Origin of the sequence: Amycolatopsis sp. 2-15 (genome assembly GCF_030285625.1) — a bacterium.
GTDB classification, from domain to species: Bacteria; Actinomycetota; Actinomycetes; order Mycobacteriales; family Pseudonocardiaceae; genus Amycolatopsis; species Amycolatopsis carbonis.
Genome location: NZ_CP127294.1, coordinates 4,129,576 through 4,154,119 on the forward strand (window position 1 = coordinate 4,129,576; position 24,544 = coordinate 4,154,119).

At 71.3% G+C, this 24,544-nt stretch carries 26 protein-coding genes; 18 read left to right on the forward strand and 8 right to left on the reverse strand.

Annotated elements, in window-relative coordinates:
* Positions 1-195: 195 nt before the first annotated feature.
* Positions 196-822 carry a YigZ family protein gene (locus QRX50_RS20480; protein WP_285973531.1) on the forward strand — a complete coding sequence of 209 codons (627 nt, stop codon included), beginning with the start codon at positions 196-198 and terminating at the stop codon, positions 820-822.
* A gap of 107 nt (positions 823-929) precedes the next feature.
* Here the strand turns inward: QRX50_RS20480 and QRX50_RS20485 are convergent, their stop codons facing one another.
* Positions 930-1,223: a hypothetical protein gene (locus tag QRX50_RS20485; protein ID WP_285973532.1), complete on the reverse strand. Its 294-nt coding sequence runs from the start codon at positions 1,221-1,223 to the stop codon at positions 930-932.
* Between the two features lie 164 nt (positions 1,224-1,387).
* On the opposite strand from QRX50_RS20485, the gene QRX50_RS20490 reads away from it, so the two are divergent.
* Complete coding sequence (locus QRX50_RS20490; protein WP_285973533.1) at positions 1,388-4,180, forward strand: FAD-binding and (Fe-S)-binding domain-containing protein; 2,793 nt, start codon at positions 1,388-1,390, stop codon at positions 4,178-4,180.
* Positions 4,181-4,356: 176 nt separating this feature from the next.
* A complete protein-coding gene (locus QRX50_RS20495; protein WP_285973534.1) occupies positions 4,357-5,388 on the forward strand; it encodes an alpha/beta hydrolase in 1,032 nt (343 codons plus the stop codon).
* A gap of 7 nt (positions 5,389-5,395) precedes the next feature.
* On the opposite strand, the gene QRX50_RS20500 is transcribed toward QRX50_RS20495, so the two are convergent.
* Both QRX50_RS20500 and QRX50_RS50355 read right to left on the reverse strand, forming a co-directional pair.
* Entirely contained in the window at positions 5,396-5,965 is a 570-nt protein-coding gene (locus tag QRX50_RS20500) for a TetR/AcrR family transcriptional regulator (protein ID WP_285973535.1), read from the reverse strand.
* Between the two features lie 178 nt (positions 5,966-6,143).
* Positions 6,144-6,383, reverse strand: a complete 240-nt coding sequence (locus QRX50_RS50355; protein ID WP_434533294.1) for a hypothetical protein — start codon at positions 6,381-6,383, stop codon at positions 6,144-6,146.
* On the opposite strand from QRX50_RS50355, the gene QRX50_RS50360 reads away from it, so the two are divergent.
* The 4 genes from QRX50_RS50360 to QRX50_RS20525 all read left to right on the forward strand — a co-directional run bounded on the left by QRX50_RS50360 (position 6,375) and on the right by QRX50_RS20525 (position 10,069).
* Positions 6,375-8,042, forward strand: a complete 1,668-nt coding sequence (locus tag QRX50_RS50360; protein WP_434533295.1) for a toxin glutamine deamidase domain-containing protein — start codon at positions 6,375-6,377, stop codon at positions 8,040-8,042. The two genes, QRX50_RS50355 and QRX50_RS50360, sit on opposite strands and share 9 nt — an antisense overlap.
* A gap of 18 nt (positions 8,043-8,060) precedes the next feature.
* Positions 8,061-8,495, forward strand: coding sequence for a YrhB domain-containing protein (locus tag QRX50_RS20515; RefSeq protein ID WP_285973536.1), 435 nt, complete (start codon positions 8,061-8,063; stop codon positions 8,493-8,495).
* 165 nt (positions 8,496-8,660) lie between these two features.
* Positions 8,661-9,851, forward strand: a complete 1,191-nt coding sequence (locus QRX50_RS20520; protein WP_285973537.1) for a cytochrome P450 — start codon at positions 8,661-8,663, stop codon at positions 9,849-9,851.
* Between the two features lie 2 nt (positions 9,852-9,853).
* On the forward strand, positions 9,854-10,069 hold the full coding sequence (locus tag QRX50_RS20525; protein ID WP_285973538.1) for a ferredoxin: 216 nt from the start codon (positions 9,854-9,856) through the stop codon (positions 10,067-10,069).
* Between the two features lie 52 nt (positions 10,070-10,121).
* Here QRX50_RS20525 and QRX50_RS20530 read toward each other — a convergent pair whose 3' ends face one another.
* A complete protein-coding gene (locus QRX50_RS20530) occupies positions 10,122-10,844 on the reverse strand; it encodes a hypothetical protein (RefSeq protein WP_285973539.1) in 723 nt (240 codons plus the stop codon).
* A gap of 248 nt (positions 10,845-11,092) precedes the next feature.
* On the opposite strand from QRX50_RS20530, the gene QRX50_RS20535 reads away from it, so the two are divergent.
* Genes QRX50_RS20535 through QRX50_RS20575 form a run of 9 tightly spaced genes read left to right on the forward strand, consistent with a single transcriptional unit; the run spans position 11,093 to position 19,844 of the window.
* Entirely contained in the window at positions 11,093-12,412 is a 1,320-nt protein-coding gene (locus QRX50_RS20535) for an MSMEG_0569 family flavin-dependent oxidoreductase (protein ID WP_285973540.1), read from the forward strand.
* Complete coding sequence (locus QRX50_RS20540; protein WP_285974518.1) at positions 12,412-13,248, forward strand: amidohydrolase family protein; 837 nt, start codon at positions 12,412-12,414, stop codon at positions 13,246-13,248. Before QRX50_RS20535 ends, QRX50_RS20540 begins: the two co-directional genes overlap by 1 nt.
* A gap of 3 nt (positions 13,249-13,251) precedes the next feature.
* A complete protein-coding gene (locus QRX50_RS20545) occupies positions 13,252-13,764 on the forward strand; it encodes an MSMEG_0572/Sll0783 family nitrogen starvation response protein (RefSeq protein WP_220243137.1) in 513 nt (170 codons plus the stop codon).
* A gap of 9 nt (positions 13,765-13,773) precedes the next feature.
* Entirely contained in the window at positions 13,774-14,850 is a 1,077-nt protein-coding gene (locus QRX50_RS20550; RefSeq protein ID WP_285973541.1) for an MSMEG_0568 family radical SAM protein, read from the forward strand.
* A gap of 1 nt (position 14,851) precedes the next feature.
* Positions 14,852-16,225: an MSMEG_0567/sll0787 family protein gene (locus QRX50_RS20555; protein WP_285973542.1), complete on the forward strand. Its 1,374-nt coding sequence runs from the start codon at positions 14,852-14,854 to the stop codon at positions 16,223-16,225.
* A 13-nt stretch (positions 16,226-16,238) separates the two neighbouring features.
* On the forward strand, positions 16,239-17,066 hold the full coding sequence (locus QRX50_RS20560; protein WP_285973543.1) for a carbon-nitrogen hydrolase family protein: 828 nt from the start codon (positions 16,239-16,241) through the stop codon (positions 17,064-17,066).
* Positions 17,067-17,897: a carbon-nitrogen hydrolase family protein gene (locus QRX50_RS20565; protein ID WP_285973544.1), complete on the forward strand. Its 831-nt coding sequence runs from the start codon at positions 17,067-17,069 to the stop codon at positions 17,895-17,897.
* A gap of 2 nt (positions 17,898-17,899) precedes the next feature.
* Entirely contained in the window at positions 17,900-18,955 is a 1,056-nt protein-coding gene (locus tag QRX50_RS20570) for an MSMEG_0565 family glycosyltransferase (RefSeq protein WP_285973545.1), read from the forward strand.
* 40 nt (positions 18,956-18,995) lie between these two features.
* Positions 18,996-19,844, forward strand: a complete 849-nt coding sequence (locus QRX50_RS20575) for an outer membrane protein assembly factor BamB family protein (protein ID WP_285973546.1) — start codon at positions 18,996-18,998, stop codon at positions 19,842-19,844.
* Here the strand turns inward: QRX50_RS20575 and mtnA are convergent.
* Positions 19,829-20,815 (reverse strand): S-methyl-5-thioribose-1-phosphate isomerase, encoded by a 987-nt coding sequence (mtnA, locus tag QRX50_RS20580; protein ID WP_285973547.1) that lies wholly within the window; start codon positions 20,813-20,815, stop codon positions 19,829-19,831. The two genes, QRX50_RS20575 and mtnA, sit on opposite strands and share 16 nt — an antisense overlap.
* A gap of 64 nt (positions 20,816-20,879) precedes the next feature.
* Between mtnA and QRX50_RS20585 the strand changes: the two genes are divergently transcribed.
* Positions 20,880-21,218, forward strand: a complete 339-nt coding sequence (locus QRX50_RS20585) for a RidA family protein (RefSeq protein ID WP_285973548.1) — start codon at positions 20,880-20,882, stop codon at positions 21,216-21,218.
* Positions 21,219-21,270: 52 nt separating this feature from the next.
* On the opposite strand, the gene QRX50_RS20590 is transcribed toward QRX50_RS20585, so the two are convergent.
* Both QRX50_RS20590 and QRX50_RS20595 read right to left on the reverse strand, forming a co-directional pair.
* Positions 21,271-22,065: a PIG-L family deacetylase gene (locus QRX50_RS20590; RefSeq protein ID WP_285973549.1), complete on the reverse strand. Its 795-nt coding sequence runs from the start codon at positions 22,063-22,065 to the stop codon at positions 21,271-21,273.
* 63 nt (positions 22,066-22,128) lie between these two features.
* Positions 22,129-23,007: an RNA polymerase sigma-70 factor gene (locus tag QRX50_RS20595; protein ID WP_285973550.1), complete on the reverse strand. Its 879-nt coding sequence runs from the start codon at positions 23,005-23,007 to the stop codon at positions 22,129-22,131.
* 133 nt (positions 23,008-23,140) lie between these two features.
* Here QRX50_RS20595 and QRX50_RS20600 point away from each other — a divergent pair, with 133 nt between their 5' ends.
* Positions 23,141-23,620 (forward strand): carboxymuconolactone decarboxylase family protein, encoded by a 480-nt coding sequence (locus QRX50_RS20600; RefSeq protein WP_285973551.1) that lies wholly within the window; start codon positions 23,141-23,143, stop codon positions 23,618-23,620.
* A 160-nt stretch (positions 23,621-23,780) separates the two neighbouring features.
* Here QRX50_RS20600 and QRX50_RS20605 read toward each other — a convergent pair whose 3' ends face one another.
* Complete coding sequence (locus QRX50_RS20605) at positions 23,781-24,401, reverse strand: VOC family protein (protein WP_285973552.1); 621 nt, start codon at positions 24,399-24,401, stop codon at positions 23,781-23,783.
* Between the last annotated feature and the right edge of the window lie 143 nt (positions 24,402-24,544).

Here is a 24,544-nt window from a genome sequence, read left to right on the forward strand (position 1 = left end):
GTGTTCGACATATGTCGTTGCGCTCGGGTGGGAAATGCCACGCTTACGTTGACGGCCCCCGGGGTATGACCATATGTCGGGCCACGTCTCCCGACCACTGGTCAGTAGCCTCGCTGACCTGCGAAAACGCCTGCGCGGGTCGCGGCTTGTGCCACGGGCGGAGCTGGTTGACTGGACACATGAGGCGAACCGTCGATGGCTGATCGTTATCTCTCCGTGGCGAGCCCGGTACTGCATGAGATCGAAATCAAGCGCTCCCGGTTCCTCTGCGCGCTCGCTCCGGTGGCCGGCGAGGCCGCCGCGCGGGCCGTGATCGCGGCCCGGCGCAAGGCCGAACCGGCGGCGCGCCACCACTGCCACGCCTTCGTGCTCGGGGCGGACGGGCGCACCCAGCGCTCCAGCGACGACGGCGAACCCGCCGGCACCGCGGGCGTCCCCATGCTGGAGGTGCTGCGCCGCCGCGGGGTGACCGACACGGTCGCCGTGGTGTCGCGTCACTTCGGCGGGGTGCTGCTCGGCGCGGGAGGTCTGATCCGCGCGTATGGACAGGCGGTGTCCGACGCGCTGGACGCCGCGTCCGTGGTCGAGTACCGGCGCCTGCTGCTTTTCGACGTCGAGGTGGACTACACCCGCTCGGGCCGGCTGGAGAACGATCTGCGCGCTTCGGCGTACGTGCTGCACGGCACCCGATTCGAGGCGTCGGCGCACTTCGAGGTCGGCCTGGCTCCCGGCGAGGAACCGGCCTTCGCCGCCTGGCTCGCCGACGTGACCGGCGGGACGGCGGAGTCTGTCGAACTCGGGGAGGAATGGGTGCGTTCCTGACGGACACCTCCAGCGCGGAACCCTCCCGTACGGAATCCTCCCGTGCAGAACCCGCCCGCACGCAACCGCAGTGGGGCGCCAGGAATCGCGCCCGGTGCGCGGCCGGCTCAGGCGGCTGTGACCGCTCCGGCGCGCGTGGCCTCGTTCAGGGCCGCCATCCCGGCCGCGGTCAGCGCGGCCAGCACCAGTTCGCCACACGGCCCTTCGGCCGCGGCCTCGATGAACCCGCGCCGCACGAGGCGACGGGTGGTGGCCTGGTCGCAGCAGCTCAACCCGTCGACGAACAGGTCTGGCTCGCAGCTGCAGCTGATCTCGGCCCGCCCCGACGCGACGGCTCTCAGGGTGGTCCGCTCGCGGTGGTTCAGCTCACTCGATTGCTGCTCTGACTGCGTATCCGACATCGCGGTGCCTCCTTCCTTCGCTGTTCCAGTAGAACCCGGACCACCGACAGTTTCCGTCGCGACAGGCCCGATGTCGTGCATTTCACGTGTTCTCTGGGGTGATGTCGAGATTTTTCGGGGTCCCCCTGTGCCGTCCCGAGGACGGCGTGTCTTGAATGGAGGGCGTGCGAATCCTCAGCGACACCGCCACGCTGGCGCTCTACACCACCGACGCGTCGAACTACCGCCACGTGCCGCTCGGCGTGGTGCTGCCGGAGACGGTGGACGAAGTGGTCGCCGCCGTCGCGGCGGCCCGGGAGCGCGGGGCGCCGCTGGTGCCGCGTGGCGGGGGCACGAGTGTCGCGGGGAACTCGTGCGGGCCGGGGATCGTGGTCGACACGTCACGGCACGTGCGCGGGGTCGAGTGGATCGATCCCGAAACGCGGCTCGCGCGCGTGGCGCCCGGCACGGTGCTCGACGACCTGCAGGCCGTCGCCGCGCCGCACGGGCTGCGGTTCGGGCCGGACCCGTCCACGCACAGCCGGTGCACGATCGGCGGCATGATCGGCAACAACGCCTGCGGTTCGCACTCCGTGGCGTGGGGCCGGACCGTCGACGTCGTGCGTGAGCTCGACGTGCTCCTGTACGACGGCACGCGGCTCACGATGGGGCCGACGTCACCGTCCGAAGTGGACGCACGGGCGGCGCGTCCGGGCACCGAGGGGCGGGTGTTCACCGAGCTGCGTTCGCTGGTGCGGGACAACCTCGCTTTGCTGCGCACGGAACTGTCGGCGTTCTCCCGGCGCGTGTCCGGCTACGGGCTGGAACACCTGTTGCCGGAGAACGGGTTCGATGTCGCCAAGGCGCTGGTCGGCAGCGAGGGCACGTGCGTGACGGTGCTGGGTGCGACCGTGGCGCTCGCCGAGCTGCCGAAGCACCGCGTGCTGGCGGTGCTGGGTTTTCCGTCCGACATCGACGCGGCCGACGCGGTGCCGGGGATCCTGCCGTGGTCGCCGCTGACCGTCGAGGGCGTGGACGCGGAGCTCGTCGCGATGCTGGAACCCGGGCGGGCGCAGGGACTTCCGCCCGGTGGGGCGTGGCTTTTCGTGGAGCTGGCCGGTTCGTCCCCGGCGGAAGCCGCTGCGCGAGCGCGGGAGCTGGCGGCTTCGCTGCGTGGTGCGCTCACGGGTTCGGTCGTGCTCGACGATCCCGCGGCGCAGCGCCGGCTGTGGCGGATCCGGGAGGAGGGCGCGGGGCTGGCCACGCGGCTGGCCGACGGCGCCGAGGCCTGGCCTGGCTGGGAAGACGCCGCGGTGCCGCCCGCGCGGCTCGGCTCGTACTTGCGGGCGTTCAAGGAGCTGATGCGTGAGCACGGCCGCCGCAGTGTGGTCTACGGCCACTACGGCGAGGGCTGTCTGCACCTGCGGCTCGACTTCGACCTGCTGTCGACGCCGGGGAAGGCGCAGTTCCGGAAGTTCCTGGAGCAGGCCGCGGATCTCGTCGCCGCGCACGGCGGCTCGCTCTCGGGGGAGCACGGCGACGGGCAGGCGCGTTCGGAGCTGCTGGGCCGCATGTACAGCCCCGAGATGATGGCGTTGTTCGCCCGGTTCAAGGGCATCTTCGACCCGGCCGGCAGGATGAACCCCGGCATCATCGTGGACCCGCGGCCGGTGGACGCGGACCTGCGCGTGCGCCGCGCGCCGCTGGCCCTCGAAGACGTGACGGTGCTCGGATATCCCGAGGACCGCGGCAGTTTCGGCCAGGCGATGCGGCGGTGTGTCGGTGTCGGGAAGTGCCGCAACACCAGCGGTGGTGGCGTGATGTGCCCGAGTTACCGCGCGACGCGCGAAGAACAACATTCCACGCGCGGACGCGCACATCTGCTGGCCGAAATGGTGAACGGCGAGGTGATCAAGGACGGCTGGGCGTCCGAGGAGGTCGCCGAGGCGCTCGACCTGTGCCTGTCGTGCAAGGGCTGCCTGTCCGACTGCCCGGTGGACGTCGACATGGCCACCTACAAGGCCGAGTTCCTGCACCAGCACTACCGCGGGCGGCGGCGCCCGGCGTCGCACTATTCGATGGGCTGGCTGCCGATGTGGCTGCGCGCGGTGTCGCTCGCGCCGCGCGTGGCGAACTTCTTCTCTCGCCGCCGCTGGGCCGCCGGGCCGCTGAAGCGGTTGGGTGGCATCGCGGCGGAACGCGACCTGCCTTCGTTCGCCACCGTGCCGTTCACGCGGGCCCGCCGCGACCTGCGCCGCTGGGCGACGGGCGAACGGCGGGTGGTGCTGTGGCCGGACTCGTTCAACAACTACCTCACGCCGGACGTGCTCGAAGCCGCGACCGAGGTGCTCACGGCGGCCGGCTACGACGTGGTCCTGCCCGACCGCGGTGTCTGCTGTGGACTGACGTGGGTGTCGACGGGGCAGCTGGACATGGCGAAACGCGTGCTGCAGCGGACGTTGACCGTGCTGCGGCCGTATCTCGAAGCCGGCTACGAGGTGGCGGGCCTGGAACCGAGCTGCACGGCGCTGTTCCGCGGCGACCTGGCGGCGCTGCTGCCCGGTGACCCCGTCGGCGAGCTGCTGGCTTCGCGGACGCGGACGTTCGCCGAACTGCTGGCCGACGCACCGAAACCGCTGGAGGTGTCGCTCGACGTCGAGACGATCACTCAGGTCCACTGCCACCAGCACGCCGTGCTCGGCTTCGCCGCCGACGAAGCGGCCATGGCCGCGGCGGGCGTGCGCAACACGACGCTGGACTCGGGGTGCTGCGGGCTGGCCGGGAACTTCGGGTTCGAGAAGGGGCACTACGACGTGTCCAAGGCCGTGGCGGAGGATCGCTTGCTGCCGGCCGTGCGGGAGGCCGCGGAGTCCACTGTGGTCTTGTCCGACGGGTTCAGCTGCCGGACGCAGATCGCGCAGGAGTCGGGCCGGCAGGCCGTGCACCTGGCGGAGCTGCTGCGGCGGGCGCTGCGTTAGGACTGTTCGCGAGAGCCACGATCGGGCAACACCGGCGGATTTATTCCGGCCGACGCCGAGGCGGTGACAGCCGGGCACGGTCTCGGCGTCGGCGTCCTCGAACGGGGCCTGGACACGGGTTCACCTTTTACGCTCGCAAGGCCGGATTCCTTGTCGCGAGCCAGAAGAAGGTACCCATGAACTCCGTCCGCCGGGTAGGCATCGTCGTGGCGGCGGCGCTCGCCGCGGTGGCCGTGGTCGGGTCGCCCGCGAGTGCCGCGCCGGCCGAGAGCTGCGCGGAGGTCGAGATCCCGGTGACCGCCGACCTCGCCGTGGCGGCGCAGGTGCACGGCACCTACTGCACGCCGGTGGGGCGGCAGCCGCGGACCGTGCAGCTGCTCGTCCACGGCGCCACCTACGACCGGCGCTACTGGAACGAAGCCTTCGACGTCCCCGCCGCCGCGGCTGCCGACGGGTACGCGACGCTCGCGATCGACAAACTCGGCTACGGCGAGTCGACGCACCTGCCGTCCGTGCTGATCACCGCGGAGACCGAGTCGGCGGCTGTGCACCAGGTGATCACGGCGTTGCGTGGCGGCGCCGTCGGTGGCCACGCCTACGACCGCGTCGCGCTCGTCGGCCACTCGCTCGGCTCGATCGAGGCGATGGCGGAGGCCGGGACCTATCACGACGTCGACTACCTCGTGCTCACCGGAATGACGCACTACCTTTCGCTTGACATCCTCGCGCGGACCTTCACCCAGCACCTCTACCCGGCGGTGCTCGACGCGCAGGTCGGGCCCGTCGCCGGCCTCGACGCGGGCATGCTCACCTCGATCCCCGGCCACCGAGGCGCGCTGTTCGACGGCGACACCGCGAGCGCCGCGGCCGTCGCGCGCGACGAAGCGACCAAGGACGTGCTCTCGGCCACCGAAGCCGACGGCGCGGTGCAGGCGCTGAGCGTGCTGCCGCTCACGAACTCGTTCTCGATCACCGTGCCGGTGCTGATCGAGAACGGTGCCGCCGACGTCCTCTTCTGCGGCGGCGTCCTCGGCATCTCCTGCGCCACGGCGGACTCCATCGACCACGCCGAGCGCGGCTTCTTTCCGCGAGCCCCGCGGTTCACCGCCATCGCGGTCCCCGGCGCCGCGCACTCGCTGACGCTCAGCCCCAGCGCCGCCGAGGCCACCTCGGACATCGACGGCTGGCTCACCCGGCAAAGCGCCTGACGCCGGCCTATTCGCTCCGCTCCAGCAGCGTCCGCACTGCCGGCCCCGTCAGCCGCGCCACGTCTTCCGGTGAGGCGCTCGCCAGGGGGTCCTTGCGGGTGACCGCGCGGACGAGGCCGATGCCGAGCAGCCAGGCCAGCGCGAGGTCGGCGCGCAGCGCGGCGTCGGGCTCGCCGGTGAGGGAGGCGAGCGCCCGGGCGTATTCCTCGCCGAGCTGGTCGCGCAGGGCGGCGCCGGCGCCGTCGGTGCCGGTGGAGCGCAGGTAGGTCTCCAGGGAGCGGTCGCGGCGCTCGGAGTCGTCCTTGAGGAGGCTGCGCAGGGTTTCGGCGAACAGGTGCTCGGGCGGGGTCGCCTCCAGCTGGGCGAAGCCGCCGCGGGTCATGACGGCCTCGAAGAGGGCTTCTTTGCTGCCGAAGTAGCGGAACAGCAGCGCCTGGTTCGCGCCGGCGCGGCCGGCGATGTCGCGCACGGTGGTGCGGTCGAAGCCGCGCTCGGCGAACAGTTGTTCGGCGGCGTCGAGCAGCGCCGTTTTCGTCGCCGCGGCGTCCCGTTTCCGGGCGTGCGATTCTGCGGTCATGGCGCCTCCCGTTCGCGCACGAGGTTAACCGCGGTGCACGCGGTGAGGGCGCATCGGTGCTGCGTCCCGCGGGTGGGCCGGGTTGATCGTGCACTCGTTCGGGTGGGTTTGTGCGCGGTGACACATCGGGGTGGTGAACCGACGTCCGCCGCGCGGCCGTGATGGGATGAGATCGAGATCAGGGCACGAGGAGAAACCGCATGAGCAATCCGCTGATTGCGCCGACCGTCGATTCGACGAAGGCGTACTCGGGGATTTCCTTGCTGGAGACCGCGAACGACCTCTCGACGGCCATCGAGTCGGGCGACTGGGCGTCGGTCGCGATGGGGGCGGTAGGGACCGCGCTCGACGCCTTGTCGGTGGCGATGGACCCCTTCGGCGCGATCCTGGCCGCGGGTGTGTCGGGCTCATGGAGCACGTCGGCCCGCTCAAGGACGCGCTCAACGGTCTCACCGGCAACGCCGACCAGATCAAGGCACAGTCCGAGACCTGGGCGAACGTCGCGAAAGAGCTCGGCGGCGTCGCCTCGGACCTGACCGACGCCGTGAACGCCGACCTGCAGTCGTGGTCGGGCTCCGCGTCGGACGCCTACCGGCAGCGTGCGCAGGACCTCGGCACGCTGCTGCAGTCGGCGCAGAAGGGTACCGAGGGCGCGTCGTCCGGGGTGAAGACCGCGGGTGAGGTGGTCGCGGCCGTCCGGACGCTCGTGCGCGACATCATCTCGGAGCTCATCGGGCACCTGATCAGCTGGGCGTTGCAGGTGGTGTTCACGCTCGGCATCGGCCAGGCGTGGGTCGTCCCGCAGGTCGCCAGTGCGGTCGCGAAGACGGCGTCGCAGATCACCGGTCTCGTCACGAAGCTGGTCAAGGCCCTCAAAGCCCTGGTTCCGCTGCTGAAGAAGGCCGGCACACTGTTCGAAGACGCGGGCAAGGCGCTGAAGGGCCTCAAGGGCGGCAAGGTCGCCCCACCGCCGAAAACCAAGGATCTCAGCGGCACCCCGAAGGCGCCGCCGGTGAAAACCGCCGGTGACGGCGGCGGCGCGACCCACGGTGGCGGCTACGAGGGCACGCCGAAGGACTACACCCCGCCCCCGGGCAAGTCGGGCGCGGACGATTCGACCAAGGCGTCCGGTTACGAAGGCTCGCCGAAGGACTACGCCCCGCCGCCTGCCGCGAAGGCGGCCGACGACGCGCCGAACGGCTCGGGCTACACCGGCTCGGGATCGGACTTCACGCCCCCGCCGGCGAAGTCGGGCGGAGGCAGCGGCACTCCGAAGTCGACCGACACCACCCACACCTCCAGCACCGGCGGCGGCACCCCGAAATCCCCGCCGCCCCGGAGCTCGGACCCGGTCGACTCGCCGCCGGTGCACGGTCTCGGGGACACGACCAGTTCGTTCTTCGACAAGGTCGGCGGCGTGTTCGTCCCGGGCAACAAGGTGAAGGCGTCGGCCGGGCCGGGTGGCACGACCCGGCCGTCGATCAACGCCGACACCCTCGGCGCGGGCAACTTCGCGAGCAAGTACTACCCGAACCTCAACAAGCTGAACCCGACGAAGGACGGGAAGAACTGCACGCCGGCCATCACGTCCGTCGACGACATGCTGGGCGGCAAGGTCAAACCCGCGCCGAAGCTGCCGCCGGACGACCAGATCGGCACCGCCGTCGGGGCGAACCACCCGCTACGGCAGAAGAACCCGAACGCCGACCCGCCGGCCAATCTGGACAACTGGGACCAGGTCATCGACAAGGCGAGTGCCCCCGGCAGCAAGGGCTACGTGATCGTGATTCGCGACGACCGCAGCTCCCACGTGATGAACGTGGTCAACACGGACAAGGGTGTCGTCTTCCTCGATGGACAGTCGGGCAAGCTCGGGCAAGCTGACACCGATCCGCGCAACCTGCAGTACTTCCGCTACGACCCGCCGGAGCACGCCGCGAAGGGCCCGCCGCCGGGGTGGACGCCCCCGTCGGCCGCGCCCCCGGTGCCTGCGCCTGCGCCGAACCCGGCCGCGGGTACCGGGATCGACGACGTCTACCAGGACTGGCTCAGGGCAGACCAGCACTTCAACGGCTGATTCGGACAGGCGGAGCACGTGCAGAAACAAGACGCCGTGGCGATCGCGACGCGGTTCATCGCCGACCAGGTCGGCCCGGAGCTGATCCACCCCGTGGTGGGGCGGCTCGTCGTGGAAGAGGAGTTCGTGTCGGAGCACGAGCTGGCGTGGATCGTGCCGTTCAACAGCGTCGCGTTCCTCGAGGACGGGGACTTCGACAAGGCGTGCATCCCGAGCGTGATCGCCGTGCCGCGCAACGGGTTGCCGGCGTTCCTCCCGCCGTCTTCGCTGCCGGTGCGGGAGTTCCTGGACGAGGTCGTCGCCGGCGGCGGTGACCTGGGGGAGTGGACCGGCACCGCGCCCGAGCCGCCGGCCATCCCGGCGAGCGTGCACGAGCAGGTGCGGCACGGGCACCTCGACCCCGAAACCGGGAACTTCACCGGCGGCCACACCCGTGGGGACGGCCCGCGGTAATTCGCGATGCACCAGGGCGGGGTTCGAGCGCGCCCGCCGGCGGTCACGGAAAGTAGTGTTGATCTCCCGCTGCGCAGCGGCTGACAAGTCGGGGCCGACTCGGTACCGTTGTTTGTAAGCAGGTGCTTACAAACCGGACTTTCCGTCAGATTGGGAGTTCCCCGCATGACCACCACGCAGTCGGAGCCGCTTGCGTACCCGTTCAACGAAGAGGCGGGGCTCGCGCTCAACGCGGCGTATGCCGACGCCCGCGGCGCGGAGGGCATGATCCGCGTGCAGATGCCGCACGGTGAGCCGGCCTGGCTCGCCACGCGGTTCGCCGACGCCCGGCTCGTGCTGGGCGACCGGCGGTTCTCGCGCGCGATGTCGGAACAGAAGGACGAGCCGCGGATGGCCGCGCACCGGCGTTCGGGCGGCATCCTCACCATGGACCCGCCGGACCACACGCGGCTGCGCACGCTCGTCGCGAAGGCGTTCACCGTCCGGCGCGTGGAGCTGCTGCGGCCGCGTGTCGAGGAGCTGGCGACCGGGCTGATCGAGGACATGAAGGCGGCCGGGCAGCCCGCCGACCTGGTTGACGCGTACGCGCTGCCGATCCCCGTCGCCGTGATCTGCGAGCTGCTCGGCGTGCCGACCGAGGACCGCGCGAAGTTCCGCGTGTGGAGCGATGCCGCGCTCACCTCCAGCGGCCTGACCGCCGAGGAGTTCGAGCGCAACCGCGAGGAGCTGCGCGCGTACATGTCGGGCCTGATCGCGCAGCACCGCGAACAGCCGCAGGACGACCTGATGACCGCCTTGATCGAGGCGCGCGACGTTCGCGACCGGCTCACGGAACTCGAGCTGGTCGACCTGTGCGTCGGGATCCTGATCGCCGGCCACGAGACCACGGCGAGCCAGATCCCGAACTTCGTCTACGCGCTGCTCGACCAGCCGGAGCAGTGGAAAAAGCTCGTCGAGGACCCGTCGCTGATCAACGCCGCCGTCGAGGAGCTGCTGCGCTTCGTCCCCCTGGGCGCCGGTGCCGGTTTCGCGCGCTACGCCACCGAAGACGTGCAGGTCGGCGACGTGCTCGTCCGCGAGGGCGAACCGGTGCTCGTCGCGATCGGCGCGGCCAACCGCGACCGCCTCCAGTTCGGCGACGCCGACACCCTCGTGTTCGACCGCGAGGACACCCACCACCTCGGCTTCGGCCACGGCGTGCACCACTGCCTCGGCGCGCCGCTCGCCCGCCTGGAGGTGCAGGAGGCGCTGAAGGCTCTCACCCGCGAAATGCCGAATCTCCACCTCGCCGGGGATATCGTGTGGAAGACCCAGATGCTGGTCCGCGGACCACGCTCAATGCCGATCGGGTGGTGACGATGACCTGGAAAGTGGAAGTCGACGAACACACATGCATCGGCTCCGGCATGTGCGCCTCGCTGATGCCGGAGCTCTTCGAACTGGACGGCCCGGTCGCCCACCCCTTGGCGGACACCGTCGCCCCGGACGAGACGGCCCTCGACGCCGCCGACTCCTGCCCGGCGATGGCCATCACGATCACGGATGGCGCGGAGGTCGTGGGGCCACGGCCTTGAGGTGACGTCGGGGAAGGGCCCCTTCTGCTTGCTTGCGGAGGGGCCCTTTTGCTTACTTCACCGGCAGGTATGCGGCGACGTCGGCGAGCGCCTTCAGGGTCTCGCGGGGTACGTGCCCGGTGGCTTGATCGGCTTCGGCGACGACCAGGCCGGCGCCGTCGGGACGGTCGGAGTAGTTGAGGCCGGTCATGTGAACGCCGGCCAGCCCGAGCGTCACGGCGGCCTCCAACGGGCGGACGTCCCCACTGCCCTGCACAGTCTCGACCTGGCGGAATTTGCCCGCCTGAGCCTTGGTCTTGAACCCGACCCGCACCACCGAGACGACAGCCGCGTTGCCATGACCGTCTCCGACGGCCAGGAGCATCCGGTCCAGCGACGTGCACGGGGTCTTGGCCAGGAACTCCCGCACCCGGCCCGACGCGGCGACCAAGCAGTCGGCCTCACGTTCGAGCTTGCGTTCGACCTTGCGCTTGAGCTCCTTGAACTTCAGCCGGCTCCACGCGTTCTTGGCATCGCCCTTGCGCGCGCTTTCCTGCCCGGACTTGGTTCGGGCCTTCAGCGAGCGCCCCGGCAGCGAGTCCACGACGTCGCCGGCGGTGTTTCCGGCCAGCGACTCAGCGGCCGCATCCACGGCGGCTCCGCCCGCGGCTCCGCCGAACGCTCCGGCGCCCGCAGCACCACCGAACAACATCAGGCCGGCGACCGCGACGGCGACACCCTTGCCGCTGCCGTTGATGTAGATGTGCCGGCCGTTCTTCGTGATCCAGCGCCCCACTCGAGTTCCCCCGCTCGTTCGCCCTGTCGCGCCCGCGGAGGGCGCCCTGAGCTCACGCGCGAGAGACATGAAGGGTTGCCGTGCCTGCCGTCACTCGATCGAGTGACGGTGCGGGCCCCCTTTTCTTGCCCCCACCCGAAATCGTGTTAACGAGCGCCGCCGTGAACCGTAACTCTGCGCGGCGCATGTAACACGGCAGTGTTCCGGATGAAACGGTTCGGACTTCGCCCGGCGGTGCACTGTGCGGCATGAACTTCCAGCTCGACGGCCTGCACCGGCCGGTGATCGTGGTCGGCGGCGGACAGGCCGGGCTCTCGATGTCCCAGTGCCTGACGACCGCCGGGGTCGGGCACGTGGTGCTCGAGCGCGAGAGCGCCGGGCACGAGTGGCGCTCGCGCCGCTGGGACAGCTTCTGCCTGGTGACGCCCAACTGGCAGTGCCGGCTTCCCGGTTTCCCCTATCCGGGCGATGATCCGGACGGGTTCATGGTGCGCGACGACATCGTCGCCTACCTCGAAGACTACAAGAAATCCTTCGACGTGCCGATCGTCGAGGGGGTCGAGGCCACGCGCCTGACGAAGGTGCCCGGGGGCGGGTTCCGCGTGGCCACCACGCAGGGTGAGCTGACGGCGGACCACGTCGTGGTGGCGACCGGCCCCTACCAGGTGCCGCTAACGCCGCGGCTGGCCGAGCGGTTGCCGGCCGCCACAACGCAGCTGCACAGTTCCGAGTACCGCAACCCGGAGCAGCTGCCCGCCGGCGAGGTCCTCGTGGTGGGCACCGGCCAGTCCGGCTGCCAGATCGCCGAGGACCTGCACCTCGCGGGCCGCCGCGTGCACCTCGCGGTGGGGTCGGCGCCGCGGGTGGCGCGGCGCTACCGCGGCCGCGACGTGGTGGCCTGGCTCGACGACATGGGTTACTACGCCAGGGGAATCGACGAGTTCGCCGACGCGGACGCCGTCCGGTTCCGCGCCAACCACTACGTCACCGGGCGCGACGGCGGCCACGACATCGACCTGCGCGCGTTCGCCCGTGAGGGCATGCAGCTCTACGGCCGCCTCACCGACGTCCGCGACAACGTCCTCCACTTCGCCCCCGACCTCCGCCGCAACCTCGACGCAGCCGACGCCGTCTCCGAAGGCATCAAGGACTCGATCGACGCCTACCTCACCCGGGCGAACATCGAAGCACCACCGGAACCCCGCTACACCCCCGTCTGGCAGCCGGACGACGAGCCGCGAACCCTGGACACCACCAGGATCTCCGCGGTCGTCTGGAGCACCGGCTTCGGCCGGGACCACCGCTGGATCGACGTCCCCGTGTTCGACGGCAAGGGCTACCCGACGCACCGCCGCGGCGTCACGAGCTCCCCGGGACTGTTCTTCCTCGGCCTGCCGTGGCAGCACACCTGGGGGTCCGGGCGCTTCTGCGGCGTCGGCGCCGACGCGGAGTACCTGGCGCGCCGCATCGTCGCGGGCGAGCGCGCGGCCGACGTCCGCTGGATCTCCGGCACGCCCCGCAACACCGAGCCGGCCGACGACTGGGTCGCCCCGAGGACGGTCGCGTGATGCGCTGGATCGCCGACGCCCACCGCCACCTCGGCGTGCTGCCCGCGTACCCCTTCTACGGCGGCCCGCCGGTCGCCCCGGCCATCGGCTCGCGGGCGACGATCGACGAGCTGCTGTCCGATCTGGACCGTGAGGGCACCGAACGCACCCTCGTGATCCCCAACTACGGCGTGCCCGACCCGGAGATCGCGTTCTCCTTCAACGAGCTCTGCGTCGAAGCGTCCGAAAAGGACGACCGGATCGCCGCGGCCCTGTGGGTGTCACCCCGGAGTGAGGACGCCGCGAGAACCGACCAGGCGCTCAAGCTGGCCGGCGAACCCGGCGTCCGCGCGCTCAAGCTCAGCTTCCTGCTCGGCGGCCGCGCGAGCGACCCGGCCTGCAAACCCCAGCTCGACAAGATCTTCGCCACGGCCCGTGAGCACGATCTCGTCGTCCACGTGCACACGTCGCCCGGCGCCGCGTCCGATGTGGACGAGGTGGGCAAACTCGTGGACGAGTACGCCGACGACGCGAAGCTGCACCTCGTGCACTTCGGCGGCGGGATGAGCGGGCACATCAAGCTCGCCGGCGGGCGCTTCTTCGACTGGATCGCCGCCGGCAAACAGGTCTACACCGACCTGTCCTGGGCGATCGGCTTCACCCCGCGCTGGCTCGCCGAGGAGATCTCCCGGCGCGGCATCGGGCACGACCGCGTGCTCTTCGCCTCCGACCAGCCGTGGGGCGATTACGAGGGCGAGCTCGCGAAGCTGACCGCGGTGGTCGGCGACGGCGAGCTGGGCGACCACGTTTTCCGGAGCACGTTCGAGGTGCTGTACGGACCGAAGAAAGGGAAATGACCGATGGCCGAGCTGACCGACCTCGAGAAGACCAGCCTCGACGAGATTCCGCACCCGTCCTTGCCGCAGGGGTCGAACCTCTACGGCGCCACCAAGATCTTCCCCGACTACCAGGCGGAGAACGGGGAGACCTACTTCACCCTCGTGCACGGCATCGCGCACGAGTCTTCGGTGAGCTTCGTCGCGATCCTGCAGGCGACCCGCGCGCTGCGCAAGGGTTTCGAGACCGCGATCTACTTCTACGGCCCGGGCTCGCTCAACTGCCTGGCCACGCGCGGGTTCCCCACCACCGGCAACGCCGCGTTCCCCGGCGAGCTGAACATCAACGACCAGCTCAAGACGTTCATCGCCGAGGGCGGCAAGGTCTACTGCTGCCGCTTCGGGCTCTCGCTGCACGGCGCGCGCGAGGAAGACCTCATCGAAGGCGTGATCCCGGCACACCCGCTCGACGTGCAGGACGCCTTGATCCACTACGCGCGCAAGGGCGCGATCATCAACTCCACGTACATGTTCTAGGAGGCGGGCGTGCGCGTTGGCACCACTACCGAAGAGATTCTGGACACCCGCGCCGACATGGCCGTCCGCGGGGTGCGCATGGACGCACCCGTGCAGCGCAGCAAAGGCGCCGGGCCGAGTGACGACGGGCACCTGGTCGTCGACGGTGCCAACGCCACGCTGCCGATCAACGACGAAAGCCCTTATCAAGTAAGGGAAGGCCGTGTCTTCCGCGGCTCGCTCGACCTCGGCCTCTCGGTCGAACCCGTGGCCCGCCCGAAGTTCTACGATCTGTCCACAGCGGACGGTGTGCCGTACCGAAAGATCGCGCTGCTGCACGGGAAGGATGTGCTCGCCAGCACAGTCGTGCAGACGTGCATCCGCTACGTCGAAGACCAGCGCTGCCGGTTCTGCACCATCGAAGAGTCGCTGCGCGCCGATTCGACGGTCGCGGCCAAGACCCCGGCGCAGCTCGCCGAGGTCGCGGAAGCGGCCGTGCGGCTCGACGGGATCCGGCAGATGGTGCTGACCACCGGCACCACGGCCGGGCCGGATCGCGGGGCACGCCACCTCGTGCGTTGCGTTCGCGCGGTGCTCGAAGCCATGCCCGGCCTGCCGATCCAGGTGCAGATCGAGCCGCCCGGCGACCTCGCCGTGCTGACCGAGCTGCACGAAGCCGGCGCGACGTCGATCGGCATCCACGTGGAATCGCTCGACGACGACGTGCGCCGGAGGTGGATGCCCGGCAAGTCGAGCGTGCCGATGGCGGAGTACGAGGCGGCGTGGGACGAGGCCGTGCGGGTGTTCGGCCCCAACCGCGTGTCGACGTACCTGCTGATCGGCCTCGGTGAGGACCCGGACGAGCTGGTCGCGGGCGCCGGCCGGTTGATCGAGCGGGGCGTGTACCCGTTCGTGGTGCCGATGCGGCCGATGCTCGGCACACTCGCCCGGCGCGACGGCGCGGTGGCCCCTTCGCCGGCGTTGGTGCGTGAGGTGACGCGGCGGGTGGCCGAGCTGTTGCGGGCCGCGGGGATGACCGGGGCCGATCAGGGTGCCGGCTGTGCGGCTTGCGGAGCGTGCAGCGTGCTGAGCGCGGCGGGAGGCTGATGTGGACCACGACATCCTGGCGTTGCTCGGCGATTCCCGTAGCGCCGTCGCCCCATCCGAGTTCCGGATCGAACCGGCCGGCCACAGTGGGCTCACGGCCTACCGAGCGCTGCGGCACGAGACGTTCGTGCAGCGCCAAGGCCTGTTCGCCCGCCACGACGTGGACGACCGAGACACCGACCCGCGGACGCTGGTGCTCGTGGCGCGTGACGCCGCCGGCACGGTGCTCGGCGGCGTCCGGCTCGGCCCGGCGCAAGACGGCCCGGACTTCGGTTGGTGGACCGGTGGGCGCTTGGTCGTCGCGCCCGGCAGCCCGCACGGTGTCGGACGCGCGCTCGTGCGAGCCGCTTGTGCCCGGGCCGAAACGGAAGGCGCGCTGCGCTTCGAGGCGACCGTGCAGGTGCAGAACGAGCGCATGTTCACGCGCTTGGGCTGGCAGAACGTCCGGCCGGTCACGGTGGCGGGCGTCGAGCACGTGCTGATGCGGTGGCCCATCGGCCGCGTGGCCGCGCTGGCGCAGGCCACCAAACGTTCACTGGGGACACTGCTGCCCGGGCTCACCGGCAGCCCGGGCTTCTTCGGCGACGACGGCGTGCCGATTCCGGGCAGCGACCTGGTGGCGGCGTGCGACGCGATCGTGCCGTCGATGGTCGAGCGCGACCCGGAATGGGCGGGCTGGTGCTCGGCGCTGGTGAACGTGAACGACCTGGCCGCGATGGGCGCGGAACCCGTCGCGCTGCTGGACGCGCTGGGTGCGCGGGACGCGTCGTTCGCCGCGAGAGTCCTTTCCGGACTCCGGAAGGCGAGCGCTGCGTACGGCGTGCCGGTGCTGGGCGGGCACACGCAGTTCGGCGTCCCGGCGTCGCTGGCCGTCACCGCGCTGGGCCGCGCGGCCGAGCCGGTGCCGGGCGGCGGCGGGAAACCCGGCCAGACGGTGTACCTGACCGCCGACCTCGACGGCCGCTGGCGGCCCGGATACACCGGGCGGCAATGGGATTCGACGAGCTCACGGCGCACGCCCGAGCTGCGCGACCTGCTCGGCGCCGTCGCGCGGGCGCGGCCCGCGGCGGCCAAGGACGTGTCGATGGCGGGCCTCGCCGGCACGCTCGGGATGCTCGCCGAGGCGTCGGGCTGCGGCGCGGTGCTGGACGTCGCGAAGGTGCCGCGCCCGGCCGGGACGACGGTGGGTGACTGGTTCACCTGCTTCCCGGGCTTCGCGATGCTCACGGCCGGGGCGCCCGCTCCGGCCCGCGCCGCCGTGACCGCCGGCTGCGGTGAGCTCGTGGCGGGGTCCGGCGTGCGGCTGAGGTGGCCGGACGGCGAGGTGACGACCGTCGTGGACGGCGGGGTCACGGGATTGGGGGAGGCAGCATGATCGAGGAGAGAACATGAGCACGGTGCGGATGGCCGCGGTGGCGGCGCCCTTCGACCGCGACGTCGAGAGCGACTTCGCGCGGATCGAGAAGCTGATCGCGGAAGCCAGAGCGGAGGGCGTCGGCCTGCTGGCGCTGCCCGAGGCGGCGCTCGGCGGGTACCTCGCGAACCTCGACGGCGACGCGGAGGGACCGCCCGCGCTCGATCCGGCGGGTCCGGAGATCCGCCGCCTGGCCGAGCTGGCGGGCGATCTCGTCGTCACGGCCGGGTACTGCGAGCGCGACGGCGACCGGCGCTACAACTCGGCGGTGTGCGTGAGCGGCGACGGTGTGCTGGGGCACCACCGGAAGGTGCACCAGCCGTTGTCGGAGGACGCCAGCTACGGCGCGGGCAGCGGGTTCGCCGCGTTCGACACACCGGTGGGCCGGCTGGGCATGATGATCTGTTACGACAAGGCGTTTCCGGAATCGGCGCGGGCGCTGGCCCTGGACGGCGCGCAGGTGGTGGTGTGCATGTCGGCGTGGCCGGGCAGCCGGACCAACCCGAGCGCCGACCTCGCCGAGGACCGCTGGAAGCGCCGGTTCGACCTGTTCGACCGGGCGCGGGCGCTGGAGAACCAGATCGTGTGGGTCTCGGCCAACCAGTCGGGCACCTTCGGCGACCTGCGGTTCGTGGCGAGCGCGAAGATCGTCGACCCCGGTGGTGAGGTGCTGGCCGACACGGGCGTGGCCGAAGGTCTGGCGATCGCCGAGGTGGACGTCGCCGCCGCGTTGGCGGGCGCGCGCCGGGCGATGGCGCACCTGGCCGACCGCCGGCCCGCCGCGTATGCGGTGGGCGGGTGAATGGGCCGGCTCCGGATCGCCGCGGTGGCCGCCCACTTCGGGCGTGACCTCGAGTTCGACCTGCGGCGCATCGCCACGTTGATCGACCACGCGCGCCAAAGCGGCGCCGACCTGCTGGTGCTGCCCGACGCGGCGCTCGGCGGCTACCTCGCCGACCTGCGCCACCCCGACCCCGACGCGCTGCCGCCGGCGCTCGAACCCAGTTGCCCCGAGCTGAAAACGGTGCAGGCGCTGGCGGCGGAGATGACCGTGTGCGTGGGCTACTGCGAGGCCGACGGCGCGCGCCGCTACAACGCGGCCGTGTGCGTGACAGGCGACGGCGTGCTCGGCCACCACCGCAAGGTGCACCAGCCGCCGGGGGAAAGCGTCGCGTACGACGCGGGGGATTCGTTCGCCGCGTTCGACACCCCGGTCGGGCGCGTCGGGATGCTGATCGACTACGACAAGACGTTCCCGGAGTCGGCGCGCTCGCTCGCGGTGGACGGCGCGGAGATCGTCGCGTGCCTCTCGGCGTGGCCGACGAGCATCACCGACCGGGCCCCGCGCATGGCGCAGGACCGCCAGTCGCGGCTGTTCGACCTGTACGACCAGGCGCGCGCCGCGGAGAACCAGGTGGTGCTGGTGTCGTCCAACCAGACCGGTGCGATGGGTGGCATGCGGTTCCTCGGCCAGGCCAAGGTCGTCGGCCCCGGCGGTGAGATCCTCGCGCGCACCTGGTCGAAGGCGGGCCTCGCGGTGGCGGAGGTCGACGTGGCGGGGGAAGTCGCGAACGCCCGCCGCGTGCTGCACCACCTCGGGGAACGCAAACCTTTCGCGTATCGGGAGGGCTGACGTTGCGCATCGCGTTGCTGAGCTATTCGACGAAACCCCGCGGCGGCGTGGTGCACACGCTGGCGCTGGCCGAGGCGCTGGCCGCGCTCGGCGCGGACGTGACCGTGTGGACGCTGGGCCGCGGCGGTGACAGCGGCTTCTTCCGGCCGGTGGATCCGCGCGTGACGACGGTGGTGGTGCCGTTTCCCGACGTGCCGGGTGAGTCCGTGGGTTCGCGGATCGTGCGCTCGATCGCGGTTCTGGGCGCGGCTTTTCCGGCCGGTGAGTACGACATCGTGCACGCGCAGGACTGCATTTCGGCCAACGCCGTGGACCGTTGCGTGCGCACGGTGCATCACCTCGACAGGTTCACCACGCCCGAGCTGGCCGCGTGTCACGAACGGGCGATCACGCGGCCGTTCGCCCACGTGTGCGTGTCGGCGTCGGTGGCCGAGGAGGTGCACGCGGGCTGGGGGATCGAGGCCACGGTGATCCCCAACGGCGTTGACGCTGCCCGGTTTTCGTCGGCGCCCTACGGGGATTGGCGGGCGCGCTTCGGCCGGTATGTGCTCGCGGTCGGCGGTATCGAGCCGCGTAAGGGTTCGCTGGATCTGCTGGAGGCCGTCGCTTTGCTCGACCCTCCCGTGCGCTTGGTCATCGCGGGCGGCGAGACGCTCTTCGACTACCGCGACTACCGTGAACGCTGGGACAAGCGGGCGGCCGAGCTGGGCGTGGATCCGGTGGTGCTGGGGCCGGTTTCGCACGACTCGCTGCCGTCGCTGGTGCGTTCGGCGGCGGTGTTCGCGTTTCCTTCGACGAAGGAGGGTTTCGGTCTGGCGGCGATGGAGGCCTTGGCTGCCGGGGTGCCGTTGGTGACGCGTGATCTGCCGGTGCTGCGCGAGGTTTTCGGTGGGGTGGCCCAGTTCGCTTCCACGCCCCGCGGTTTCGCGGCCTCGATCCAGGAGGCGCTGGATTCCGGGACGGAGGACCGCGCGGCGGGGGTGGCGTTGGCTGAGCGCCACACCTGGGCTGCGGCGGCGCGGGCGCATTTGGAGTTGTACCGGTCGCTCGTGGGGTAATTGGCTTGCCGGGCAGCCGGTCGGCTGGTCCGATGTGGCCGTGTTCGAGCTGAGGTGGGAACGGCCACTGCACCAACGGCCCTCGATCCACGACTTCGCGGTCGCGGACGGTGACGTGCTGGTGCACGAACGGTCCACTCGCCTCGTCCGCCTCGCAGGCTCCGACGGCACGGTGCACTGGGACGTACCGCTCGGCACGTGGCCACGCGCCGTTGTCGTGGACGGCACCGACGTGTTCGCCCTGCCCCAGCTGCCCAGCCGCCTGTTCTGCCTCTCCTGGCCGACCGGCGAACCGCGCTGGACCCGCGACGTCGGCTGGCCTTCGGGCCACGTCGTGGCCTCCCCGAACCTCGTCCTCGTCGGCGGCTGGCGCGGCTACACCCCGCTGCGCGCCCTGGACCGAACGACGGGGGAGCTGCGGTGGACCCGGTCCGGTTCCACCGTCCGCCCGGCGTGGTTCGCCGGCGGTTTCCTCGTCGGGAAGCCGGGCGGCCGCCTCGTCGAACTGCTGCGCCCCGCCACCGGCGCTGTCGAACGCGCCTGGTGGGCCCACGTCCCCGACCCCGACGCCGGTCCCGTCTTCGAAGTCTCTGGCTCCAGCGCCGTCGTCGGCGGCCGCGCCCTGGACCCCACCTCGTGGCGTACCCACCCGGCACCCGCGGCCGCTTTCCCCCGCCCAACGAGCGTCGAACGCCTGGTCGGCTCGGTTGCGGTGGCCGGCGGCCTGGTGACCCTCGACAACGCCGGCCACCTCGAACACTGGGCCGCCGACGGCACCCGTCTCACGCGGACCCGGGTGGCCGGCCGGGCCGTGGGGTTGCACATACTCGCGCCAGGCCGAATCGCCGTGGCAGGAAAGGGAACCGTCGCGGTTTACGACATCGGCTGAGGAGTCCGGACGCCGTTTTCCGTCACCACCGCCGTGACGAGCGCGGCAGGCGTCACGTCGAAAGCCGGGTTGAAGGCCTCGGCATCCTCCGGAGCGATGCGGACACCGCCGAACTCCGTGAGCTCCGAAGGCCGGCGTTCCTCGATCTCGATGTCCGCGCCCGAGGCGATCGAAGCGTCCACTGTGGACTCAGGAGCGACGACCACGAACGGCACCCCGTGGTGCGCGGCGGCGATCGCGAGGCCGTAGGTGCCGATCTTGTTGGCGACGTCGCCGTTGGCGGCGATGCGGTCGGCGCCCACGAGGACGCAGTCGACGAGGCCGCGGGACATCGCGAGGGCGGCGGCGCTGTCGGGCTGGACGCGGTAGGGGACGCCGGCCTGGGCGAGTTCCCACGCGGTGAGGCGGGAGCCCTGCAGGAGGGGCCGGGTTTCGTCGACCAGCACGGACTCGACGAGGCCTCGCTCGTGCAGGTGCCAGACAACGCCGAGCGCCGTGCCCCACGCGACGGTGGCGAGGTGGCCCGCGTTGCAGTGGCTCAGCAGCCGCAGCGGGCGGCGGGTGGTCTCGCGCAGCACTACGTCCGCCGCGTGGCCCGACGCGGTGCGGTTGAGGTGTTCGTCCTCGTCGAGCATCGCGAGCGCCTCGGTGAGGACGGCTTCGGGGCCGCCGCCGAGCTTGCCGAGCGCGCGGGTGACGCCCCAGCGGAGGTTGACGGCCGTCGGGCGGGCGGTGGCGAGGCGTTCGGCTTCGGCCCGCACCGCGCCGTCCGAGCCACCCGCGAACGCCGCCAGCGCGACCCCCAGCGCCCCCGCGGCGCCCAGCGCGGGAGCGCCCCGCACGGCGAGCCGCTGGATCGCGTCGACGAGCTCGTCGACCGTCCGCAGCTCCAGCGTGCGGTACGCGCCGGGCAGCGCGACCTGGTCGATGATCACGACGGCGCCGTCGGCCCAGTCCACGGTCCTGCGCATGTGCCCTCCCGAGCCCCGAAAATCGCTGGCCGGCCACGCGGCGGGTGCACCACCATGCGGCCCCGTGACCATTCAACGGCAGAACCCGCCCGCCCTGCACGCGACGCCCGGTTACCACCACGTGACCACCGTCTCGGGCCGCACGACCGTGCACCTCGCCGGCCAGTGCCCGCTCGGGCTGGACGGTGCCGTGGTCGACGGTGACGTGCTCGCGCAGGTGGACCAGGTCGTCGCCAACACCGCCACCGCGCTCACGGCCGCCGGCGCCACCGCCGACGACGTGGTCCGCACGGTGATCTACGTGGCCACGGCCGAGCGCGCCGTGCGCTCCGCCGTCTGGGACCGGTTCACCGGCTCGGCGTCGGGCCGGCGTTCAGCACCGCGAGCACGCTGCTGGGCGTGACGTGCCTGGGTTACCCGGGCCAGCTGGTGGGCTGGACGTGACCGCCGCGGTGTCATAGGCCCGCCATCAGGTCCGTCTCCGTGATCCCCGGACCGTGGCCGGCGCGGATGAACCACTCGATGCCGAACGCGTGGCCGAACGCCTCGTCGGGCATCGCGAGGAACCACGACTCGTCGCTGATCTGGCTCGGGTGCGCCCGCATGGCCGCGCGCTTCGCGGCGAGGAACGGCTTGACGTCGACCGCCGCCGTGATCTCGGCCTCGGGCTTGCCGAGCTTCTCCTGCGCGTCGACGTCCGGCACCGCCTCGCGCGGCATCGCCCCCATCTCCACGGCCAGCTCCAGCCCGCGGCGCATGTGGTCGCGGTTCGAGGTCGCCTGGTAGACGCGCGGCGTGCCCACCAGCTCCGCCGCCCGCATACCGACGCGGTGGACCTGGATGTGGTCGGGGTGGCCGTAGTTGCCGTAGTCGTCGTAGATCGTGAGCACTTCGGCGTCTTCCTCACGCAGGATGTCGGCCAGCCGCTGCGCCGCCTCCTCGACCGACGCCCGCCAGAACGCGCCCGGCGCGTCGTTGGTCGGCTCGCCCATCATCCCGGAGTCGCGGTAGCCCAGGAACTCCACGCGCTTGACGCCGAGCACCTCGGCCGCCGCGTGGGTCTCGCGCACGCGGCGCTCCCACAGCTCCTCGCCGTCGCTGAGGAACCCGTCGGGCACCTCGCCCACCTCGCCGCGCGTCGCGACCACCAGCACCACGCGGTGTCCCTCGTCGGCGGCTTTGCGCATCACGCCACCGGTCACGATGCACTCGTCGTCGGGGTGGGCGTGGAACGTCACCATTGTTGCCATGTCATCGAACTTACCCGGGGGGACCGACAAAAGCCGGTGGCCGGGCGAACACACCGGCCTCGCTCACCGTTGCAGGCTCCGCTCCTTGTCCATGTGCGAGAGCTTCTCCGGGTTCCGCACCGCGTAGATGCCGGTGACGAGCCCGTCGTCGATGCGCAAGGCCAGGACCGTGTCGAGGGCGCCGTCGAAGTGGACGGTGAGGGCGGGGTAGCCGTTGACCTGCGCGGGCAGCCGGGTGGACGTGGCGAGGCGGCCCAGACCGGCGCCCAGGATGCGCGCCACGCGGTCGGCGCCGATCACGGGCTTGAGCACGGCCTGCTTGACGCCGCCGCCGTCGCCGAGGAAGACGACGTCCGGGGAGAGGATGTCGAGCAGGTACTGCAGGTCGCCGGTTTCGATGGCGTGCTGGAAAGCGGCGAGCGCGTCGCGGGTGGCGGTGCGCGAGACGGGCCCGCGCGGCCGGCGGGCGGCCACGTGCTCCCGCGCCCGGTGCGCGATCTGCCGCACGGCGGCGCCGCTCTTGCCGACGGCGTCCGCGATCTCGCCGTAGCCCAGGTCGAACACCTCGCGCAGCACGAACACCGCGCGTTCGGTCGGCGTGAGCGTCTCCAGCACGAGCAGCATGGCCATCGAGACGCTGTCGGCGAGCTCCACGTCCTCGGCGACGTCCGGCGCGGTCAGCAGCGGCTCCGGCAGCCACGGCCCGACGTAGGACTCCTTGCGCCGCCCGAGCGTCCGTAGCCGGCCCAGGGCTTGGCGCGTGGTGATGCGCACGAGGTACGCGCGGTGGTTCTGCACCCCGTCGAAGTCGACGTCCACCCAGCGCAGCCACGTCTCCTGCAGCACGTCCTCCGCGTCGGCGGCCGAGCCGAGCATCTCGTAGGCGATGGTGAACAACAGGTTGCGGTGCGTGAGGAACAGCTCCGTGCTGCGGTCGGCCATGCGCTTCCCCCTTCCGTTTCGACAGTGTCCCTCACCAGATGCCGCCCGGTTGTGTTTCGTGACATGTCACAACGGCGGGGTCGCCGGCATCTGGTGGGCATCAGTTCGCGAAACGACGAGTGAGGACGACTCCATGACCCGCATGAACCTGTTCGAGAACGAGTTCGCCACCAAGTTCGCCAAGCGCTTCGCTTCCGCGAGCCTCCTGTTCGAGAAGTCGGCCCTGCCGAAGTCGACCCAGGAACTGGTCAACCTGCGCGCCAGCCAGCTCAACGGCTGCGGCTTCTGCGTCGACATGCACACCAAGGACGCCGCGGCCGCCGGCGAAACCGCGGTGCGCCTCGCGCTGGTGGCCGCGTGGCGCGAATCCACCGTGTTCACCGAGGCCGAACGCGCCGCCCTCGCGCTCACCGAGGAAGCCACCCGCATGGCCGATTCGGCCGGCGTCTCGGACGAGACGTGGTCCCACGTCCGCAAGAACTTCGACGACGACCAGATCGCGGCGCTGGTGTGCCTGGTGTCGATGATCAACGCGGCGAACCGCATGAACGTGATCGTGCGGAACCCGGGTGGTTCCTACGAGCCGGGGATGTTCGACGCGCTGGTGAACTGAAGCTGCCGGTCCGGCCCGGGGATTTCCGCCCCGGGCCGGGCGGAAACCCCAGCGGCGGAGTCCGCAGTGGACGGTTGCACGGGTTGCGCGCCGTCCTCGTGTTCGGTGTCGGAGCTGCTGACCCCGTTCAGCCCGGTCGTGTACAACCGATAGCGGCACATCACCGCACCTCGGCCGACGCGGTGGTTTCCCACGCGAAACCGTCGGGGTCCGTGAAAGCTTCCTCTCCGCCGACCACCGCGATGCGGTGCGCGCCCGTCCCAGCGGGGGCCACGCCGGCGTCCTTCGCCAGTGCGCGGCGGCGGTACAGCGCCAGCTTCACCGGCCCCGTCTCGAACTCGACGTACATGCGCGCGAAGCTCTTGCCCACGCTCAGCCCGCGCGAGGCGTAGAACTTCTTGCTCGCGGCCACATCGTCGACGCCGAGCAGGAGCACGACGGCGTCGAACTCCCGTGCGGCCGGGCCGGTGTCCTTCTTGGCGGACGTCGCGACCTTCCAGATCGTGCCGTCGGGGGCCCGGACGACGCCGCCGTAGCCCCACATGGATTTCGCGGGGGCCTTGAGCGTCGTGGCGCCGGCGGCGAGAGCCGAGGAGATGAGGGCGTCGACGTTGGCGGGCTGGGAGACCGTCAGCGAGAGCGTGAAGCCGCGGAAGCCGTCGGACGGTTCCTGCGACTCCCGCAGACGCAGGCGGGAGCCGAGCCCGAAAGCGTCGGCGTAGAAGCGTTCGGCGGCGGTGGGATCGGTCACTTCGAGGGTGATGGTGTCGATTGAGGTCATGGCTGGAACGGTAAGCGCGCGAGCGTGATTAGTGCTTCTCCATTCCTGCTCAGTGTTCGGTGACCGGTTGCTGCCAGTTTGATTTCCGGTGCCCGGAGTCCGGTAGGTTCGGCCCATGGGTGGCGAATGGGGGCCTCGCTCAG